The following is a 14,368-nucleotide window of genomic DNA, read 5'->3' as shown; positions in this document are numbered from 1 at the left end:
GGCGGCGCAGCCTTTGAGCAAACGATCTTGCACGCAAAAAAGCACCTTTTTTTCAAGGAAATGGGCTTACACGTAGAAAAAGTGATTTTCTTTTTCAAGGGGACGACCTTGCACGCCGGAAAAGTGACCTTCCTTTCCAAGGAATGAATCGTATGCTTTTAATACGTGAATAACGGACTTGACAGGAAGTGTTGACTTCTGCTTTGTCCACATGATGTGGACGGTTTTGGTAGAAGTTCCCCTATTGCCAACGCAGAAATTCACCGTGTCATTTTTATTGGGCTTTTTGAACACCCTCTATTATAACAAACATTGGACATTCTGTAATTGGTTAAACATATCCCTTGCCAAGCTTTCATATAATAAGACAATAACAGTTCATAGTTGGAGGGGCTTGAATGGAAGAACGATTTATGGCAACCATAGTTCAATGCTACTTCATTGCATTCGGTGTGATCATAGGCGGTTCATTAATAGGAAGTATCGGGGCTTTTATTACCGGTGAAGCACCATTTGTACATATTATCCGCATTGCCAAAAGTCTGAGGATTTGGGCGATTGTCGCAGCTATAGGTGGTACCTTTGATGCGATCACTAATTTTGAAAGGGGTCTCTTTGATGGGTCCACGATTGACTTAGTCAAACAAGTTCTGTTAATAATTACAGCAATGGGTGGGGCACATACAGCGCTCTTAATTATCGAATGGCTAATCCAAGAGGAAATTGACTAATGCATATTCCTCCCTATTACAAACGCCCGGGCTGGCAGCGCTTTTTGGCAGGTATAGCATGTGGAACGATCATTGGTTACTTTATTTTTCTCTATATGTTTGGATCTTTTCAAGAACGCTGGATTGAAGAAAACCTGACACTGCGGACAAGGTATCAGGAGTTAAATCAGAATTATAAGACATTATTAGAAAACCACCGCGCCTTAGACCAACAAACCAAGGAAGGTGTCGGGATTAAAGAAATAAAGATTGATTTCCTTAATTTAGAACAATTAAGGATGGAGAATGACCGCCTGATGATTCATCAATTAGAAGAAGCGATAACGCTGGAAGCTGGACAAGCGATTGGCAAGAAAGTGCAAGATATGGACGAATCGATTGATTTCTTGATCGCTACGATTGAAAATAAAACTTTTCGCATCGATGATTTTCAATTCCAAGCAGAGATTTCCCGGATTATTATCAGCGAGACTTTATATTTATCGATTGAACTATCTATTGCTAATTAAGCAGAAAGCTCGTTGACATTAGACACAACGAGCTTTTGAAATAAGCGCTCGTATTCCCTGCTCTCCGTTTAGCAGGAACCGCTATGCTCACAGGGAAAACCGGGCGTCATCTGTCTTTATGACAATTGGCACACTTTCTCTAAGTCGGCTACCACTGCTTCTACCTCATTCCATTCATGGATCTTAGCACCAGCAGCAAGCGGATGCCCCCCACCTTCATACAAGGCAGCTACTTGATTAATAATCGGTCCTTTGGAACGAAGGCGGACACGAATAACATGTTCTTCTTCCACAAAGATCGCCCACGCCTTAATCCCATCAATATCACCTAATATACCGACAATGGAACTGGTCTCAGAAGGCATTACCTCAAACTTATCTAAGATTTCTTTTGTTAATTGAATGTAACTGACACCGACATCAGAAATCGTAATGTTTTGCAAAATATAGCCCTTTAGACGTGCAATATTGGCAGATGTCTTGTACATCTCTTCATAGATATAGGAACGATCAAAATCATAACCTACTAATTCTGAGGCATATTGAAAAGTACGCTCCGTTGTACTTGGAAAAAGGAACCTTCCAGTATCACCAACAATACCACAATAAATAAGAGAAGCCGCCTTATCCGTCATATGTATACCCTCGTCTTGCAACTCTTTGAAGAAATGATAAATCATTTCGCTGGTTGAGCTAGCTTGAACATCTACCCATTGAATATCACCATAAGCATCGACAACTGGATGGTGGTCAATTTTGATTAATTCCTTGCCTTTGTTATAGCGTTGATCAGAAATACGCTCTTGGTTCGCTGTATCACAGACAATAACTAACGCTTCTGTAAAGTCCTCATCTGCTATTTGCTCCATTTTAGCCAAAAAGGTTAATGACGCTTCCTCTTCGCCTACTACTAATACTTCTTTATCTGGATAGCTTGCTTTAATAATTTCAGCTAAACCATTTTGTGAACCATATGCATCAGGATCTGGACGAATATGACGATGAATAATGATGCGTGAATAAGTTTTTATTTTTTGGTGAATCTCTTGAACAATGGACATAGAAAAACTCCTTTATAAAAAATAAATTGGTTATGCTGGTAATTTTACAATATAAACGATAAAATGGTATAGGATTTTTATCATACGTTAGCATGATTGGAGGTTTAATTGGTATGATCGCATTTCCTATTGTCATTATACTATCAATTCTGTTGTATATTTATTATAAATTTTCAAATCTGCGTCAGCCAGATCCGCTAATACAAGAAATAAGCAACGCAAAGGCACGTATTGCCCTAGGTATCTTCATGATTGCCTTTGGTATCAATCAATACATATTCTATCAAACACAACTTGCCTTGTTTGTGACCATTGCTTTTCTTGCGATTGGAATCTTACAAGGATATGGCGGGGTGAAACGCTATCTCCATTATAAGGGGGAGCTTCACAAAAGGAAATAATTCTTTGGCAAGGAATTACATAAGCGCGAGGAAATTCTATCGTCACTTCAATATAGAGATTTTTGCGGACAATAACCACCATGTCCGCAAAAATCTATCGATCAATCAGCTGTGCCACAAGCATTGCCTTCCCTACTACTTTCTTCTCATGATAAGCTTCTACATCTACTTTCACAGATTTGCGGCCAATATCAACTATTGTTGGCAGGAAAGTTACCATGGTTTCCAACTGGATCGGCTTAATAAAATAAACATTGATATGCTCTAGCACCAAATCACCTTTTTTCATTTGGCGCAACATACGCCTGGCAGCCTCAATGACATAGGAAACAAATACTCCATATGATAATGTTCCAAATTGATTGGTCATTTGCGGTGTAATTTCTGCCCGGTACATCGTATGCTGTGATTCAGATGGCAGCTGTTCAAAATAATTAGAGATAATATCATCAATAGTTTCGCCAACCTGTGGCTGTTTCTGAACATGCTGCAATCCTTTCAACACATCTTGACGTGAAATTAATCCTAGTAATTGATGATGCTGATCAACGACTGGCATAATTTCAATACCTTCCCAAACCATCATATGGGCAGCATAAGCTAATGAGGTTTCCTTCATAACCGTTAACGGATTTTTCGTCATTACCTTATCAATAGGCATATCTCTGCTTTTTCCGATTACATCTTTAGATGTTACAATACCTACAACCTTATTATTGTCATCGAGAACAGGATAGCGGCTATGTGTAGTTTTTTGTTCCCACTGATGCCATTTCTCAACAAAATCCTTTGTTCTCAAGAAATAGGTTTCATCAACATTGGTGTAGATATCTCCCACCAGGATGATTTCTTTCTTAATCAACTGATCATAAATAGCGCGGTTAATCATCGCTGCCACGGTAAAGGTATCATAACTTGTCGAGATAATTGGCAGTTGTTTCTCATCTGCAAGCTGTTTCGTATAATCATCCGTATCAAAGCCACCTGTAATAAGCACTGCTGCTCCTTCTTTTAAAGCAAGCTGATGTGCTTCTGGGCGGTTTCCGACGATAAGCAGGGAGTCTTTCTCCGTATAACGCATCATGGCATCAAGCTCCATGGCACCGATGACAAATTTATTAAGTGTCTTATATAAGCCATCTCTGCCTCCCAGCACTTGCCCATCGACAATACTAACAATTTCAGCAAACGTTAGATTCTCAAAATTCTCTTTTTGCTTGCGTTCAATACGAATGGTTCCTACTCGCTCTATAGTGCTTACCAGCCCTTTATTTTCTGCTTCTTTGATGGCACGATAGGCTGTTCCTTCACTTACATTTAATTCCTTTGCAATTTGCCTCACTGATATCTTATTTCCTACAGAAAGAGACTCTATATAGGATAAAATTTGTTCGTGTTTTGTAGCCAATTGCCATTCACCAATCTTTCATCTGTACTAATATTTTTTTACCTAATTCTATTATACAGTTGTAGTAGTTATTATTCAATTTAATATTGTAATATTAATAAATACTCTATTTGAGAAGTTACCGATTAGAATCTGTTTTATTTTTTGATATAAAACTGTATTACTTTTTTACTGCTTGTTTATGAGAGGAATTGACTAAAAGTGGAATGGCTAAAGGGAAATTTCTAAAAAAAATGACTTCTGTTTCCTCAAAAATTACTACATCTGGTACACTTGGTTATTACTGTTTAACTAAATGCGACATCTATTTTTGAAGTAACTTCACCCTTCTATATCTTTTTTTAAAAACTGGAATATGTCTAGGTGTAACATATTCCAGTAATATACTGTTGCTCTATCTAATTATAATTCGATGCTTTCTCCAGGCTGCAGATGAACCCCTTTGCCTGTTTTAACCTGCTGGCTAAATGCAGCACCATCTTGTTCGATAAGCGGAAAAGTATTATAATGCATTGGAACCACCTGCTTCGCTTGGATCCAATCAGCTGCAAGGAGGGCATCTTCTGGTCCCATCGTAAAATTATCGCCAATTGGGAGGAAGGCCAAATCAATTTCATTTCTATCACCAATTAATTTGAGATCAGAAAATAAGCCCGTATCCCCTGCATGGTAAATGGTCTTATCTTCTGCATAAATTAATAACCCAGCTGGCATTCCACCATATACGTGTGTGCCATCCTCATCAACAAATAAGGAACCGTGGAAGGCCGGTGTTAGCTTCACTTTTCCAAAATCAAAGGTATGTGCCCCGCCAATATGCATAGGATGTGTTTTTAATCCTCTTGATTCTAAATACACAGCCAGCTCATTAGGAGCAACCACTAAACAACCGGTGCGCTTCGCAATACTGACGGTATCTCCGACATGATCATTATGACCATGTGTAAGCAGAATCACATCAGGATTCTGTTGATCAGCTTGTAGATCACTAGTTGAATTCCCTGTAATAAACGGGTCAATCAAGAGCGTATGGTTCACAGTTTCGATTTTGACACAAGATTGTCCATGAAAGGATACTTTCACTATCACTCACTCCTCTTATCGTTTTAATTTAAAATTGCCTTATCCTTTATGAATGGTCAACTAAGCTGTCACTGCAGCTATAAAAAACTCACTAGTGTCATTCCCTGATGGCATGTAAATAAAACATCTAATAAGGCACGTTATCATTGATTAAGACTCTTATGGTTTGGTTAGCAGATGATTAATAGTATTCCCATTCCTTTTCATAAAGTTGAATCAGAATTGGATTAATCAGCGTATTCTCTTCTAATTCTTCAGGGGGATCCCCTTCATCTTTACCAAACTGGGTTAAACTCTCCAAAACTCCTGCTGTAAGATACTCAGTCTCTACTTCGATGGCTGGCAGGTTGATCTCCTCTCTGCTGGCAAGGATAAATCCCCAATTACCAAAGCTTGGAATATCCACATGTAAATTCTCTACTTTCATCCCGGTAGAGGCGACCGTATGCGAAATGGTCCAGTACGCTTGTCTGGCAAAGAGCGGACTGGTCGCCTGAATCGAAACCGCACCACCAGGATTCAAGTGATTACGAACGAGCGAATAAAATTCTTTCGTATACAATTTATTGAGACTTTCATTATTTGGATCAGGTAAATCAATGATAATTACATCAAACCAATCGGCACCATCCTCCAAGTATTGAAAAGCATCTTGATGGACAATCTGCACGCGTTCATCCTGCAAAGAACCTTTATTAAGTTCCAATAAATACGGGTTCTGGTTGGCTAATTCAACGACTGCCGGATCTAAATCAACTAATGTGATCTGTTCGACTTGGTCATATTTCAATAACTCCCGGACGGCTAATCCGTCTCCTCCGCCCAGCACTAACACATTTCTCGGATTTGTTGCTATCCCCATCGCAGGATGAATGAGCACCTCATGGTAGCGATGTTCATCAATCGAGCTGAATTGCAAACCGCCATCTAAATAGAGACGCACATCTTCATTTTGTCGCGTGACAATAATTTTCTGATACTGACTTTCTTCGGAATGAATGATGGGGTCAGTATAAATCCGCTGTTCAAAATTTAATGCAATCGACTCGCCAAATAACAAGCCGACTACAAGTACAGAGCCAATCACACTGCCGACAACTCCATGAAGCCATTTTCTTTTGATTTCTTTGCGAAATAAATATAAAACAACAACCGCCACACACAAGTTTATTATTCCTACCAGAAAAGCTGTCTTCACCATGCCTAACTGCGGCCGTAATAAGAATACAAACAGCAGGCCGCCGATCAAACCACCCGCATAGTCAGAAAAAAGCACCCTTGCGGTACTTCGTTGCAAAGTCACACCGACCTCATTTGCCTTGCGAATTAATATCGGTAATTCCACCCCTGTTAGAGCACCAACAATCAATGTAATGGAATAGAGGAACAGCGCGTCTATGCCACTGCCAAAAAAAGCCGTCGCCGCAAACATCAAAAAGCTGGACATCCCGCCGATTAAGGCCACAAAGTATTCAATATAAATAAACGATAAAATTAATTTTTTAGTTACTTTTTCACTTAAACTAGCTCCAATCCCCATCCCTGTTAAAAACAAGGAAATTGTCAAAGTATATTGTTTGACGCCATCTCCAAGAATATAGGAACCAAGTGCACCAAAAAGGACCTCAAAGATAATACCGCAAATAGAGACAATCCCTGATGCCCAATAAATAAAGTTGCTTTGTTTCTGTTTAGATTCCATATTTGTTTCCTTCCCTGCTTGAATAACTAAAACAAAGACCATCCGCCAAGCCTTGTCAGCGAATAAGTCTTTGTTTTATGCCACATCTCTTATCTTCCTCTGTTATGTAATAGAGGAGCCAATCACAAATGCCAGTCCTACCGACACACCAAAAGAGATAATACCAACGGCTACGTTGTTCTCTTTTAATTGTTCTTCTACAGAGAATTTGCGGGTAACCCCTTCGAAAATCAGGTAGGCAACCATTTGCAGCACCACACCATAGGCCCCCCAGATCAATGTTTCCCAGATGCTGATACTATGATAGATAGCAAATGAAAGAATCACACAAATCCCTATAATCTTACCTGAAATAGATAGGGCAACGGCATGGTTAGCCTGTTTAATCTCTTCCCAATCCTTATACTGCCTTGTTAACCATTCAAAAATCGCTAATCCAATAATGACAATAACTATTGCTGCAATAAAGTAAATAAATGTTAGAATAAATGGCTCCATACTGACAATCTCCTTTTTTTGTTATTTTCCAGTTCCTGGACCACCACCGCGAAACGAGTTAATGCCGCGTTTCTTCGATGAATTGTCGTTTTGATAACTATTGGTGGTAGAGTAACCACCATAACAATCATTATTTCTGCAATAATTCTGTCTGTTATTCACCCAATTGTAACCAAACAAACTATCTAACATTCGGATAGTAAAATAAGTGGTAAGAAAATTAGGTGAGTAATTGTTTTTGACAAATTGTTCACTAGCTACCTCAATCAATATCGCCTCTGGAAGTTCTTCACTTTCTTTCAGGATCACAAACTGATCCTGATAGATCAAAATTTGTTGACCGTCCTTGAAATCACTTACCTCTGTTGCCGGTTTGACCTCGTCTAACAAAGCCGCTAGCTCTTCTACTTCAAATTGTAAAGTTCCATAAACATTGGCAACAGCTTCTTCTCCTGTTACCGTATCAACAAATGGAAAGTTATTGGAGATTAAGGCAGCAATATCTGCATCTCCCTCTGTATGTAATTGATCGATGATATCCTGTTTGGATTCTCGTACTTCTAATTCTGATTCTAACAGTGATTCTGATTCATCAAACAACGGCGCACCAAAAGAATTACCGGACTGACACCCCGCTAAAAGTATCACGAAGAAAAAGAATAAACCCATCGTTAGTTTTTTATACAAAAACAACTCACCTCCCAGTCTAAAGCCTATATATTTGCATGTTCAAAAAGCTCGATAAAAAGGACCCTTATCGGTTAAGTTCGCAACATTGTGTTGCAACACCGATACTAGCACATCCTTTACGTCGGCAGGCTAAAACCGTGACGTCCTGTACGTCGAAAGTTCAAGGCGGTGCAGTCTTTAGTAACGGACTTGCACAGGATGTGTTGACTTCTGCATTGTCCGCACGATGTGGACGATCTTAGTAGAAGCTCCTCTTCCTTTTAATACGTGAGTAACGGAAAAAGCAAGCCAACGCAGAAATTCACCGTGTCATTTTTATTGGACTTTTTGAACAACCTATATAACAGGTATTATGCAAGTTTATGTTTGCCTAACAAGGAGAAAGAACCTAATCAGGTTTAGGTTCTTTCTCATAAGCTGCTTGTATTACTCTTTGCCTAACTTTCTTTTTAATTCGGCTAATTCATCATCTACACCGTTCTTCTCCAAGACAGCGAACTCATCATCAAGTGTCTTGCTGGCTTGTGATAAATCTTCACTCGTATCTGCCTCTGCTTCATATTGCAGCACTTTTTCCTCCATACGCTCAAACCCACGTTTAGAGTCATCATTTCCAATCGAAGACATCGTACGGTTCATTTTGGTACGTGTTTTCGCAGTTTCCGCTCTTGCTTTCAAGCCGTCTTTCTTCAATTGCATTTGCTGATATTCTTTCTTCATTTCATCAAGTTTCTCACGAAGTTGATCTGCATCTTGTTTCGCACGCTCCCAAGATTCGCGAAGTGTATCGGCTTGATTAGCTTGCTCATTCTTGTCTTGTAAAGCTCTTCTGGCTAGATCGTCATTTCCTGCTTCAATAGCTTGTTCTGCTTGCTGCTGACGTTTTTCTACTAAAGCCTGCGCATCATCTGATTTGCGTTTGAGCATTTTCTCATTCGCGATTTGCTTCGCTACAGCTTGTTCTACCTCACGAATATCTGCTTCCATATCACGCATAAACTGATCCAGCATTTTAACGGGATCTTCGGCACGATCGATCATTGAGTTTAACTCCGAACTTACTACTGTTTTGATTCGTCTGAAAAATTGAAACATATTTCATTCCTCCTAATATTTTTATTTAAAGTGAACCTGCAATAATCTTAATCTCGTATGGCTGGATAGTGTACCCTATGCTAACTTCTACTTCGCTACCCCAATCCTCCACACTGATATTTGAGGTTTCACCTTGGTTACTATACTCTGCATAACGCATTTGCTGTCCGGTAAGCGGACTGCTCCTTCCCTCACCAGTTACTTGAGCCTGACCTTGCTCTTCTAGAAAATAGGCAGTTTGCTTATATTCCAGCTTTGGCGGAATTTGACTTGCCTCAGGAAGCTGGATCTTCTCATAAATCCCGAGCTCCAGCTCATCATCCATTTCCGCAGACAACCAAACTGACTTATTTTCGCCAAGCAGCTGGTAACTGTACCACTTATACTTACCTTCCCTATAAGTGATCTTCCCCACTACCTCATAATCAACAAGATCATATTCGAGAATATCACCAATTTGAATCGATAAGACATCTCGTTTTTTAATTTCTTTGGTTTGGTTGCTTTTTGAAAATAATCTGGACAAGAAACCCAAATGGTGCACCTCATTTCCTTTGTTAATAAGTAATACGAGCATAGATTTGAAAGGTTTCGTTTTTTGAAAAATTTTTTTATTTATTTTTTAGGGGCACGGAAATCAGTACACAGCTAAGCATTGGTTTATCGATTTTGATGAATGACGTCTAATCCCCCTGTCACTTCCACCACTGTACCGGTTACCATATCAGCTGCTTCTTCACAGAAGAACATCACCATTCTGGCAATATCTTCACCTGTTCCTGAACGGCCAATCGGTGTCTCTTTATTTGGCTGTGTTCTGCTGTCTGCAATAGTAGCTTCCTTCATTGCTCCGACAATATCTCCCGGACATACCATATTAGCCGTAATACCATGTTCAGCTTCTTCATAGGCAATTGATTTCGTTAAAGAAGCCAATCCTACCTTAGCAGCCGCAAAGGCAGTACGGTCAATCCAGCCTGCCCCTGTATTTGCACCTTGAAAGCCATAGTTAACAATTCTGCCAAACTGCTGCTTTCGCATAGCAGGAATGGTCAATTTCAATAGGTGAAAAACAGCATCCAAATTCCCTTTGATAATATAATCCCATTCTTGCTCAGTATAATCAACTAATTTCTTTCGTTCAAAAATAAATGGGCCAGCATTATTTATTAAATAATCAATAGTGCCAAAAGCGTTTACCGCCCTGTCTATAGCCGATTTTAACTCATTCTTTTTTGTTACATCTAATTGGATGATGTTTATTGCTGCCTCAGGATAATTTTCTAATAGTTCGTTGGCTTTCTCTTCATCTGAGAAATAAGTAACGGAAACGGCGTGACCTTTCTCAATAAACGCCTCAGTTACTTTTAATCCTAAACCTTTTGTTCCCGCTGTTATAAAGGCATGGCCCATGACTGCTCCTCCTTTAAGCTACTTTTGAATATAACAGGATGAAAAAACCACACTATCCTTCACTTCTTATGTTACATGACTGGTCGATTTTTTTCTATTAATGTGTGGCAAGAAATGTTTCTAAAAAATAAATTGGTGGTATAAATAAATATAGAGATAAAAAATCTCTATACTGTAAACGGATACATGTTATAATAAGTATATATGGTAAAGGGGGGATAAATGATGGCTTTTGAATATGATAGAGTGTTAGTGGCCGTAGACGGTTCGGAAGCTTCTGAGTTGGCCTTTAATAAAGCTGTAGATGTTGTATTAAGAAATAATGCCAAGTTATTTTTGGCTCATGTAATTGATACAAGAACAATTACTACCATTGCTCCAGAGGTATATGATCAAAGTTTGGCTTCACGATCTGAGAATTATGCCAAAACCTTACTAGAAGAATATAAAGAAAAAGCCTATAAACGAGGGGTACAGGATGTCACCACTCATGTTGAAATAGGCTCTCCAAAAATAAAAATACCGAAAGACCTCGCCAAGAAGTTTGAAGCAGACCTTATTATTTGCGGGGCAACCGGGATGAATGCTGTCGAACGTTTTCTGATCGGCAGTGTCTCTGAAAGCATTACCAGATATGCCAAATGTGATGTGCTTGTGATAAGAAGCTAACCATCCCCAGAAAGCAGGACTCACCATAGCTGTTAATATCCGTTATCCCTGTTTAGACTTATTTAGAATCTCTTTAAGTCTGAAAATAGCGGGTGACAAACGATTAACTCAGGATAAAAAAATAAAGAGCTGTCTAACAGCAGCTCTTTATTTTTTTATGTCACAATCAACTCACATAAAGGCGGTTTGTAAGAGGAAAAAAGTTTGTAAGAGGGAAAAAGGTGACAAATGAAGTCAATAATTTTATCCGGAAACAATAAGCGGATGTAAAACAAGCAATAGGAGCAATTAGCTTAATAGCAAATCCCAATGGTGTAGAAGCCTCCTTTTTTATTTATCAATTCAGAAACTAATTTTACTTCGTTTCAAAAGACACCGAAACAGCTATGGAAGAGGACTTGAAGCCACTTAGAAATTTTTCGAGTTATGATCAACCTCCTGATACAGGAGGTTGGCAAAAGAAAATTATTTTTACTGGTACAGAGATAGATCCGCAATTTGGCGGCCATCTGGAAGGGACACTTCGGTCAGCTGAACATGCAGTTTTAGATGAATCCATTCTAAAATACATGTAAATAACACGAAAAGATAGTTATAAGCTGAGGTTCCAAAAAGTCTAACTAACTGGTCGATAATTAATGCTATCAAATCATCTTCTTCCATTTCTCGACGGATTTTTGCTGGTATTCCGAGAAAGCCAAATAATGCACCACCAGCTGTTTGTGGAGAAGCATCATGGATTTCCTGCAGGAGGCCGGCCCAGCTTGTTACAAATCCAGAAAGCCCTAATTCTCTCCAAAATGGTCGATCATACATGACAACTATTTTAGCCTGTCCAGCCATCCAAGTAGGTTTGTTTAAAAGAGCTGTGACAAGATTCGTGGGAAGAGCAGGAGAAAATTCCATATGACGCGCTATAATTCGAGGCGGCAAGGCCAATATCACATTACGTGCAGAAACTTTTGTTCTCGTCCCATCAGCCAAACCTGTTTCCAATCTGACCATGCCACCTTTATCCTGTGTATGGCTCTTACCCGTGTTTTTAGTTTTTAATTCAATTGCCCCAAAAGGAATAGTTTCTGCTATGGCATCAATAAGAGATTGAACACCTCCAGCAAATCGCATTGACATAGCCCCAGCATTTTCAGGAAGTTACATAGCGTTCTGGTGTTTCGTTTTGGGAGCGTTCGATAAGCATCGCCCCTAGTCGTGTACTGGACAAATGATTCCACATTCAATTCATTAATAAGCTTGGCAATAGTCCCGTCATGTTGTGGCCAAAACCATGTTGGACCAAGATCAAAATTGCCACAATTAGGTCTGTTAGGATCAGACATGCTCAGGACTCTGCCGCCAATCCTGTCTCTAACCTCTAAAATTTACATTCTATTGCCTGTTACTCGATCGCATTCTCGTCATAAACCTTCTGGATCAATGAATGGATCAGTTGAGATACCAGCTCTTCCAGATGCTGCTTCTTTTTTTCTGCAGATAGATTACTCATTAGATATAGAGAAAGACACCCGATCAGAAAAACAGCGACAATCGTTCCTATTGCAGTTAGTTTCTCGCTAGTGCCATCTAAATGTTCCTCCATTCCAACGCTGTGCAAGTCTATCATACTCGTCTAATGTGAAAATTTGATAAAAGTGGGAAAGAGAGAGGATTTTTTGATTTAACTTCGTAAAAAACACGTGGTGGAGTTGCATTAATAATGGCTCCTGGAAATCAGCTAGTTCTGTTCTAACCTGTTGCGGCTTCAACACAAAAAGGCCTTTTCCCATGTGAAATTCACATAGAAAAAGGGCCAAACAGTAAGTCTTGCTGCGAGTACATCATCAAACAGGCGCTATTTTAAATCAATAGTTCGTTAATTTAAACGCATAACATCCCTGGCAATCATTACCTCTTCATTAGTTGGGATAATAATTACTTTAACTGGTGAGTGAGGATAGTTAACAAACGCTTCTTTTCCTCGAACATTGTTAAGGGTCTTGTCCCAATAAACGCCCATAAATTCCAAACCTTCTAAGACACGCTCACGAATGTTCACACTGTTCTCGCCCACACCTGCTGTAAAGATAATGGCATCCAGTCCATGCATACGAGCGGCATAAGAACCTAAATACTTGTGGATTCTTTCGGCAAATACTTGTAAAGCTAACTCTGCTCGGTCATCCCCTGCTTCGGCTTTTTCTTGAATATCACGCAAATCGCTGGAGAAACCAGAAAGTGCCAGCATACCGCTTTTCTTATTTAAGACACTCATTACCTCTTGCGCAGATTTACCAGTCTTGTCCATGATATAAGGAATCAAGGCAGGGTCGATATTACCTGATCTTGTCCCCATTGTTACACCAGCTAGCGGTGTAAAGCCCATTGATGTATCAATGGATTTCCCTTTTTCAATTGCGGCAATACTGGCGCCATTTCCCAAATGACAAGAAATAAGACGCAGATTCTCTAAAGGAACCCCCATCAATTCGGAAGCCCGTTGGGAAACATATTTGTGTGAAGTCCCATGAAATCCATATTTACGGATACCATATTTTTTATAGTATTCATAAGGTAAGCTGTATAAGAAGGATTGCTCTGGCATAGTTTGGTGGAACGCTGTATCAAACACAGCAACCTCTGGCACATTTGGAAGGGCCTTGCGGAATGCTCGAATACCTGTTAAATTTGCTGGGTTATGCAATGGAGCTAGTTCAGAAATATCTTCAATCCCTTGAATCACGTCATCTGTTATTAATACAGAATCATTGAATTTCTCACCGCCATGAACCACACGGTGTCCGACACCATCAATTTCATCCAAGCTTTTAATTACTCCTATTTCTGTCAGTTTGCCTAATAATAATTGTACGGCGACTGCATGGTCAGGAATATCAAGTGTTTCTTTTTGTTCATTTTCTCCATATTCTATTGTAAAAACAGAGTTATTGATCCCAATCCTCTCAATAAGCCCTTTTGCTAAAACCTTTTCTTCCGGCATTTCAATCAATTGAAATTTTAATGAAGAACTTCCTGCATTCACAGCTACAATTTTACGCAATATATTCAGTCCTTTCATGATCTTATCCTGCTATTTAAAAACATCTATATATC

At 39.3% G+C, this 14,368-nt stretch carries 17 protein-coding genes; 4 read left to right on the top strand and 13 right to left on the bottom strand.

What is annotated here, in order from left to right; translation table 11 throughout:
• Positions 1 to 398 precede the first annotated feature (398 nt).
• Together ytrH and ytrI are read left to right on the top strand one after the other, a co-directional pair.
• A complete protein-coding gene (ytrH, locus tag JOD18_RS09540; RefSeq protein WP_204668763.1) occupies positions 399 to 731 on the top strand; it encodes a sporulation membrane protein YtrH in 333 nt (110 codons plus the stop codon).
• Positions 731 to 1,240 (top strand): sporulation membrane protein YtrI, encoded by a 510-nt coding sequence (gene ytrI, locus JOD18_RS09535; RefSeq protein WP_204668761.1) that lies wholly within the window; start codon positions 731 to 733, stop codon positions 1,238 to 1,240. The genes ytrH and ytrI overlap by 1 nt, the downstream gene beginning before the upstream one ends.
• 116 nt (positions 1,241 to 1,356) lie before the next feature.
• On the opposite strand, the gene JOD18_RS09530 is transcribed toward ytrI, so the two are convergent.
• A complete protein-coding gene (locus tag JOD18_RS09530) occupies positions 1,357 to 2,301 on the bottom strand; it encodes a DHH family phosphoesterase (protein ID WP_204668760.1) in 945 nt (314 codons plus the stop codon).
• Between the two features lie 113 nt (positions 2,302 to 2,414).
• Between JOD18_RS09530 and JOD18_RS09525 the strand changes: the two genes are divergently transcribed.
• Positions 2,415 to 2,702, top strand: coding sequence for a YtpI family protein (locus JOD18_RS09525; RefSeq protein WP_204668758.1), 288 nt, complete (start codon positions 2,415 to 2,417; stop codon positions 2,700 to 2,702).
• 94 nt (positions 2,703 to 2,796) lie between these two features.
• Here the strand turns inward: JOD18_RS09525 and JOD18_RS09520 are convergent, their stop codons facing one another.
• The 8 genes from JOD18_RS09520 to JOD18_RS09485 form a co-directional block, all read right to left on the bottom strand.
• The gene (locus JOD18_RS09520) at positions 2,797 to 4,110 is read right to left on the bottom strand and encodes a DRTGG domain-containing protein (protein ID WP_204668756.1); all 1,314 of its coding nucleotides are present in this window, start codon (positions 4,108 to 4,110) and stop codon (positions 2,797 to 2,799) included.
• 402 nt (positions 4,111 to 4,512) lie between these two features.
• Entirely contained in the window at positions 4,513 to 5,193 is a 681-nt protein-coding gene (locus JOD18_RS09515; RefSeq protein WP_204668754.1) for a metal-dependent hydrolase, read from the bottom strand.
• A 181-nt stretch (positions 5,194 to 5,374) separates the two neighbouring features.
• The gene (locus tag JOD18_RS09510) at positions 5,375 to 6,895 is read right to left on the bottom strand and encodes a polyamine aminopropyltransferase (protein ID WP_204668752.1); all 1,521 of its coding nucleotides are present in this window, start codon (positions 6,893 to 6,895) and stop codon (positions 5,375 to 5,377) included.
• A 102-nt stretch (positions 6,896 to 6,997) separates the two neighbouring features.
• Entirely contained in the window at positions 6,998 to 7,393 is a 396-nt protein-coding gene (locus JOD18_RS09505) for a DUF350 domain-containing protein (protein WP_204668750.1), read from the bottom strand.
• A 21-nt stretch (positions 7,394 to 7,414) separates the two neighbouring features.
• On the bottom strand, positions 7,415 to 8,080 hold the full coding sequence (locus JOD18_RS09500) for a DUF4247 domain-containing protein (RefSeq protein ID WP_239588031.1): 666 nt from the start codon (positions 8,078 to 8,080) through the stop codon (positions 7,415 to 7,417).
• Positions 8,081 to 8,509: 429 nt separating this feature from the next.
• Positions 8,510 to 9,178, bottom strand: a complete 669-nt coding sequence (locus JOD18_RS09495) for a PspA/IM30 family protein (protein WP_204668748.1) — start codon at positions 9,176 to 9,178, stop codon at positions 8,510 to 8,512.
• A 25-nt stretch (positions 9,179 to 9,203) separates the two neighbouring features.
• Positions 9,204 to 9,722 (bottom strand): DUF4178 domain-containing protein, encoded by a 519-nt coding sequence (locus tag JOD18_RS09490; protein ID WP_338029517.1) that lies wholly within the window; start codon positions 9,720 to 9,722, stop codon positions 9,204 to 9,206.
• A 116-nt stretch (positions 9,723 to 9,838) separates the two neighbouring features.
• Positions 9,839 to 10,591, bottom strand: a complete 753-nt coding sequence (locus JOD18_RS09485) for an SDR family oxidoreductase (protein ID WP_204668745.1) — start codon at positions 10,589 to 10,591, stop codon at positions 9,839 to 9,841.
• Between the two features lie 225 nt (positions 10,592 to 10,816).
• On the opposite strand from JOD18_RS09485, the gene JOD18_RS09480 reads away from it, so the two are divergent.
• Entirely contained in the window at positions 10,817 to 11,260 is a 444-nt protein-coding gene (locus tag JOD18_RS09480; protein WP_204668743.1) for a universal stress protein, read from the top strand.
• Between the two features lie 471 nt (positions 11,261 to 11,731).
• On the opposite strand, the gene JOD18_RS09475 is transcribed toward JOD18_RS09480, so the two are convergent.
• The 4 genes from JOD18_RS09475 to JOD18_RS09465 form a co-directional block, all read right to left on the bottom strand.
• On the bottom strand, positions 11,732 to 12,385 hold the full coding sequence (locus tag JOD18_RS09475; protein ID WP_239588030.1) for an FAD-dependent oxidoreductase: 654 nt from the start codon (positions 12,383 to 12,385) through the stop codon (positions 11,732 to 11,734).
• Positions 12,343 to 12,597 (bottom strand): hypothetical protein, encoded by a 255-nt coding sequence (locus tag JOD18_RS24780; RefSeq protein ID WP_338029513.1) that lies wholly within the window; start codon positions 12,595 to 12,597, stop codon positions 12,343 to 12,345. The genes JOD18_RS09475 and JOD18_RS24780 overlap by 43 nt, the downstream gene beginning before the upstream one ends.
• A 59-nt stretch (positions 12,598 to 12,656) precedes the next feature.
• Complete coding sequence (locus tag JOD18_RS09470; protein ID WP_204668742.1) at positions 12,657 to 12,872, bottom strand: hypothetical protein; 216 nt, start codon at positions 12,870 to 12,872, stop codon at positions 12,657 to 12,659.
• A gap of 258 nt (positions 12,873 to 13,130) precedes the next feature.
• Positions 13,131 to 14,315, bottom strand: coding sequence for an acetate kinase (locus JOD18_RS09465; protein ID WP_204668867.1), 1,185 nt, complete (start codon positions 14,313 to 14,315; stop codon positions 13,131 to 13,133).
• Positions 14,316 to 14,368: the final 53 nt, after the last annotated feature.

The sequence above is a fragment of the Gracilibacillus alcaliphilus genome (genome assembly GCF_016909015.1).
Classification (GTDB): Bacteria; Bacillota; Bacilli; order Bacillales; family Amphibacillaceae; genus Gracilibacillus; species Gracilibacillus alcaliphilus.
The sequence above is the reverse complement of the archived record's forward strand: the minus strand, read 5'-3'. Positions and strand labels throughout refer to the sequence as shown.

What these genes read in the sequence shown, in the direction of transcription:
- ytrH (WP_204668763.1), top strand. Translation starts at nt 399, where the DNA reads ATGGAAGAACGATTTATGGCAACCATAGTTCAATGCTACTTCATTGCA.
- ytrI (WP_204668761.1), top strand. Translation starts at nt 731, where the DNA reads ATGCATATTCCTCCCTATTACAAACGCCCGGGCTGGCAGCGCTTTTTG.
- JOD18_RS09530 (WP_204668760.1), bottom strand. Translation starts at nt 2,301, where the DNA reads ATGTCCATTGTTCAAGAGATTCACCAAAAAATAAAAACTTATTCACGC.
- JOD18_RS09525 (WP_204668758.1), top strand. Translation starts at nt 2,415, where the DNA reads ATGATCGCATTTCCTATTGTCATTATACTATCAATTCTGTTGTATATT.
- JOD18_RS09510 (WP_204668752.1), bottom strand. Translation starts at nt 6,895, where the DNA reads ATGGAATCTAAACAGAAACAAAGCAACTTTATTTATTGGGCATCAGGG.
- JOD18_RS09505 (WP_204668750.1), bottom strand. Translation starts at nt 7,393, where the DNA reads ATGGAGCCATTTATTCTAACATTTATTTACTTTATTGCAGCAATAGTT.
- JOD18_RS09495 (WP_204668748.1), bottom strand. Translation starts at nt 9,178, where the DNA reads ATGTTTCAATTTTTCAGACGAATCAAAACAGTAGTAAGTTCGGAGTTA.
- JOD18_RS09485 (WP_204668745.1), bottom strand. Translation starts at nt 10,591, where the DNA reads ATGGGCCATGCCTTTATAACAGCGGGAACAAAAGGTTTAGGATTAAAA.
- JOD18_RS09480 (WP_204668743.1), top strand. Translation starts at nt 10,817, where the DNA reads ATGGCTTTTGAATATGATAGAGTGTTAGTGGCCGTAGACGGTTCGGAA.
- JOD18_RS09475 (WP_239588030.1), bottom strand. Translation starts at nt 12,385, where the DNA reads ATGCGATTTGCTGGAGGTGTTCAATCTCTTATTGATGCCATAGCAGAA.
- JOD18_RS24780 (WP_338029513.1), bottom strand. Translation starts at nt 12,597, where the DNA reads ATGTCTGATCCTAACAGACCTAATTGTGGCAATTTTGATCTTGGTCCA.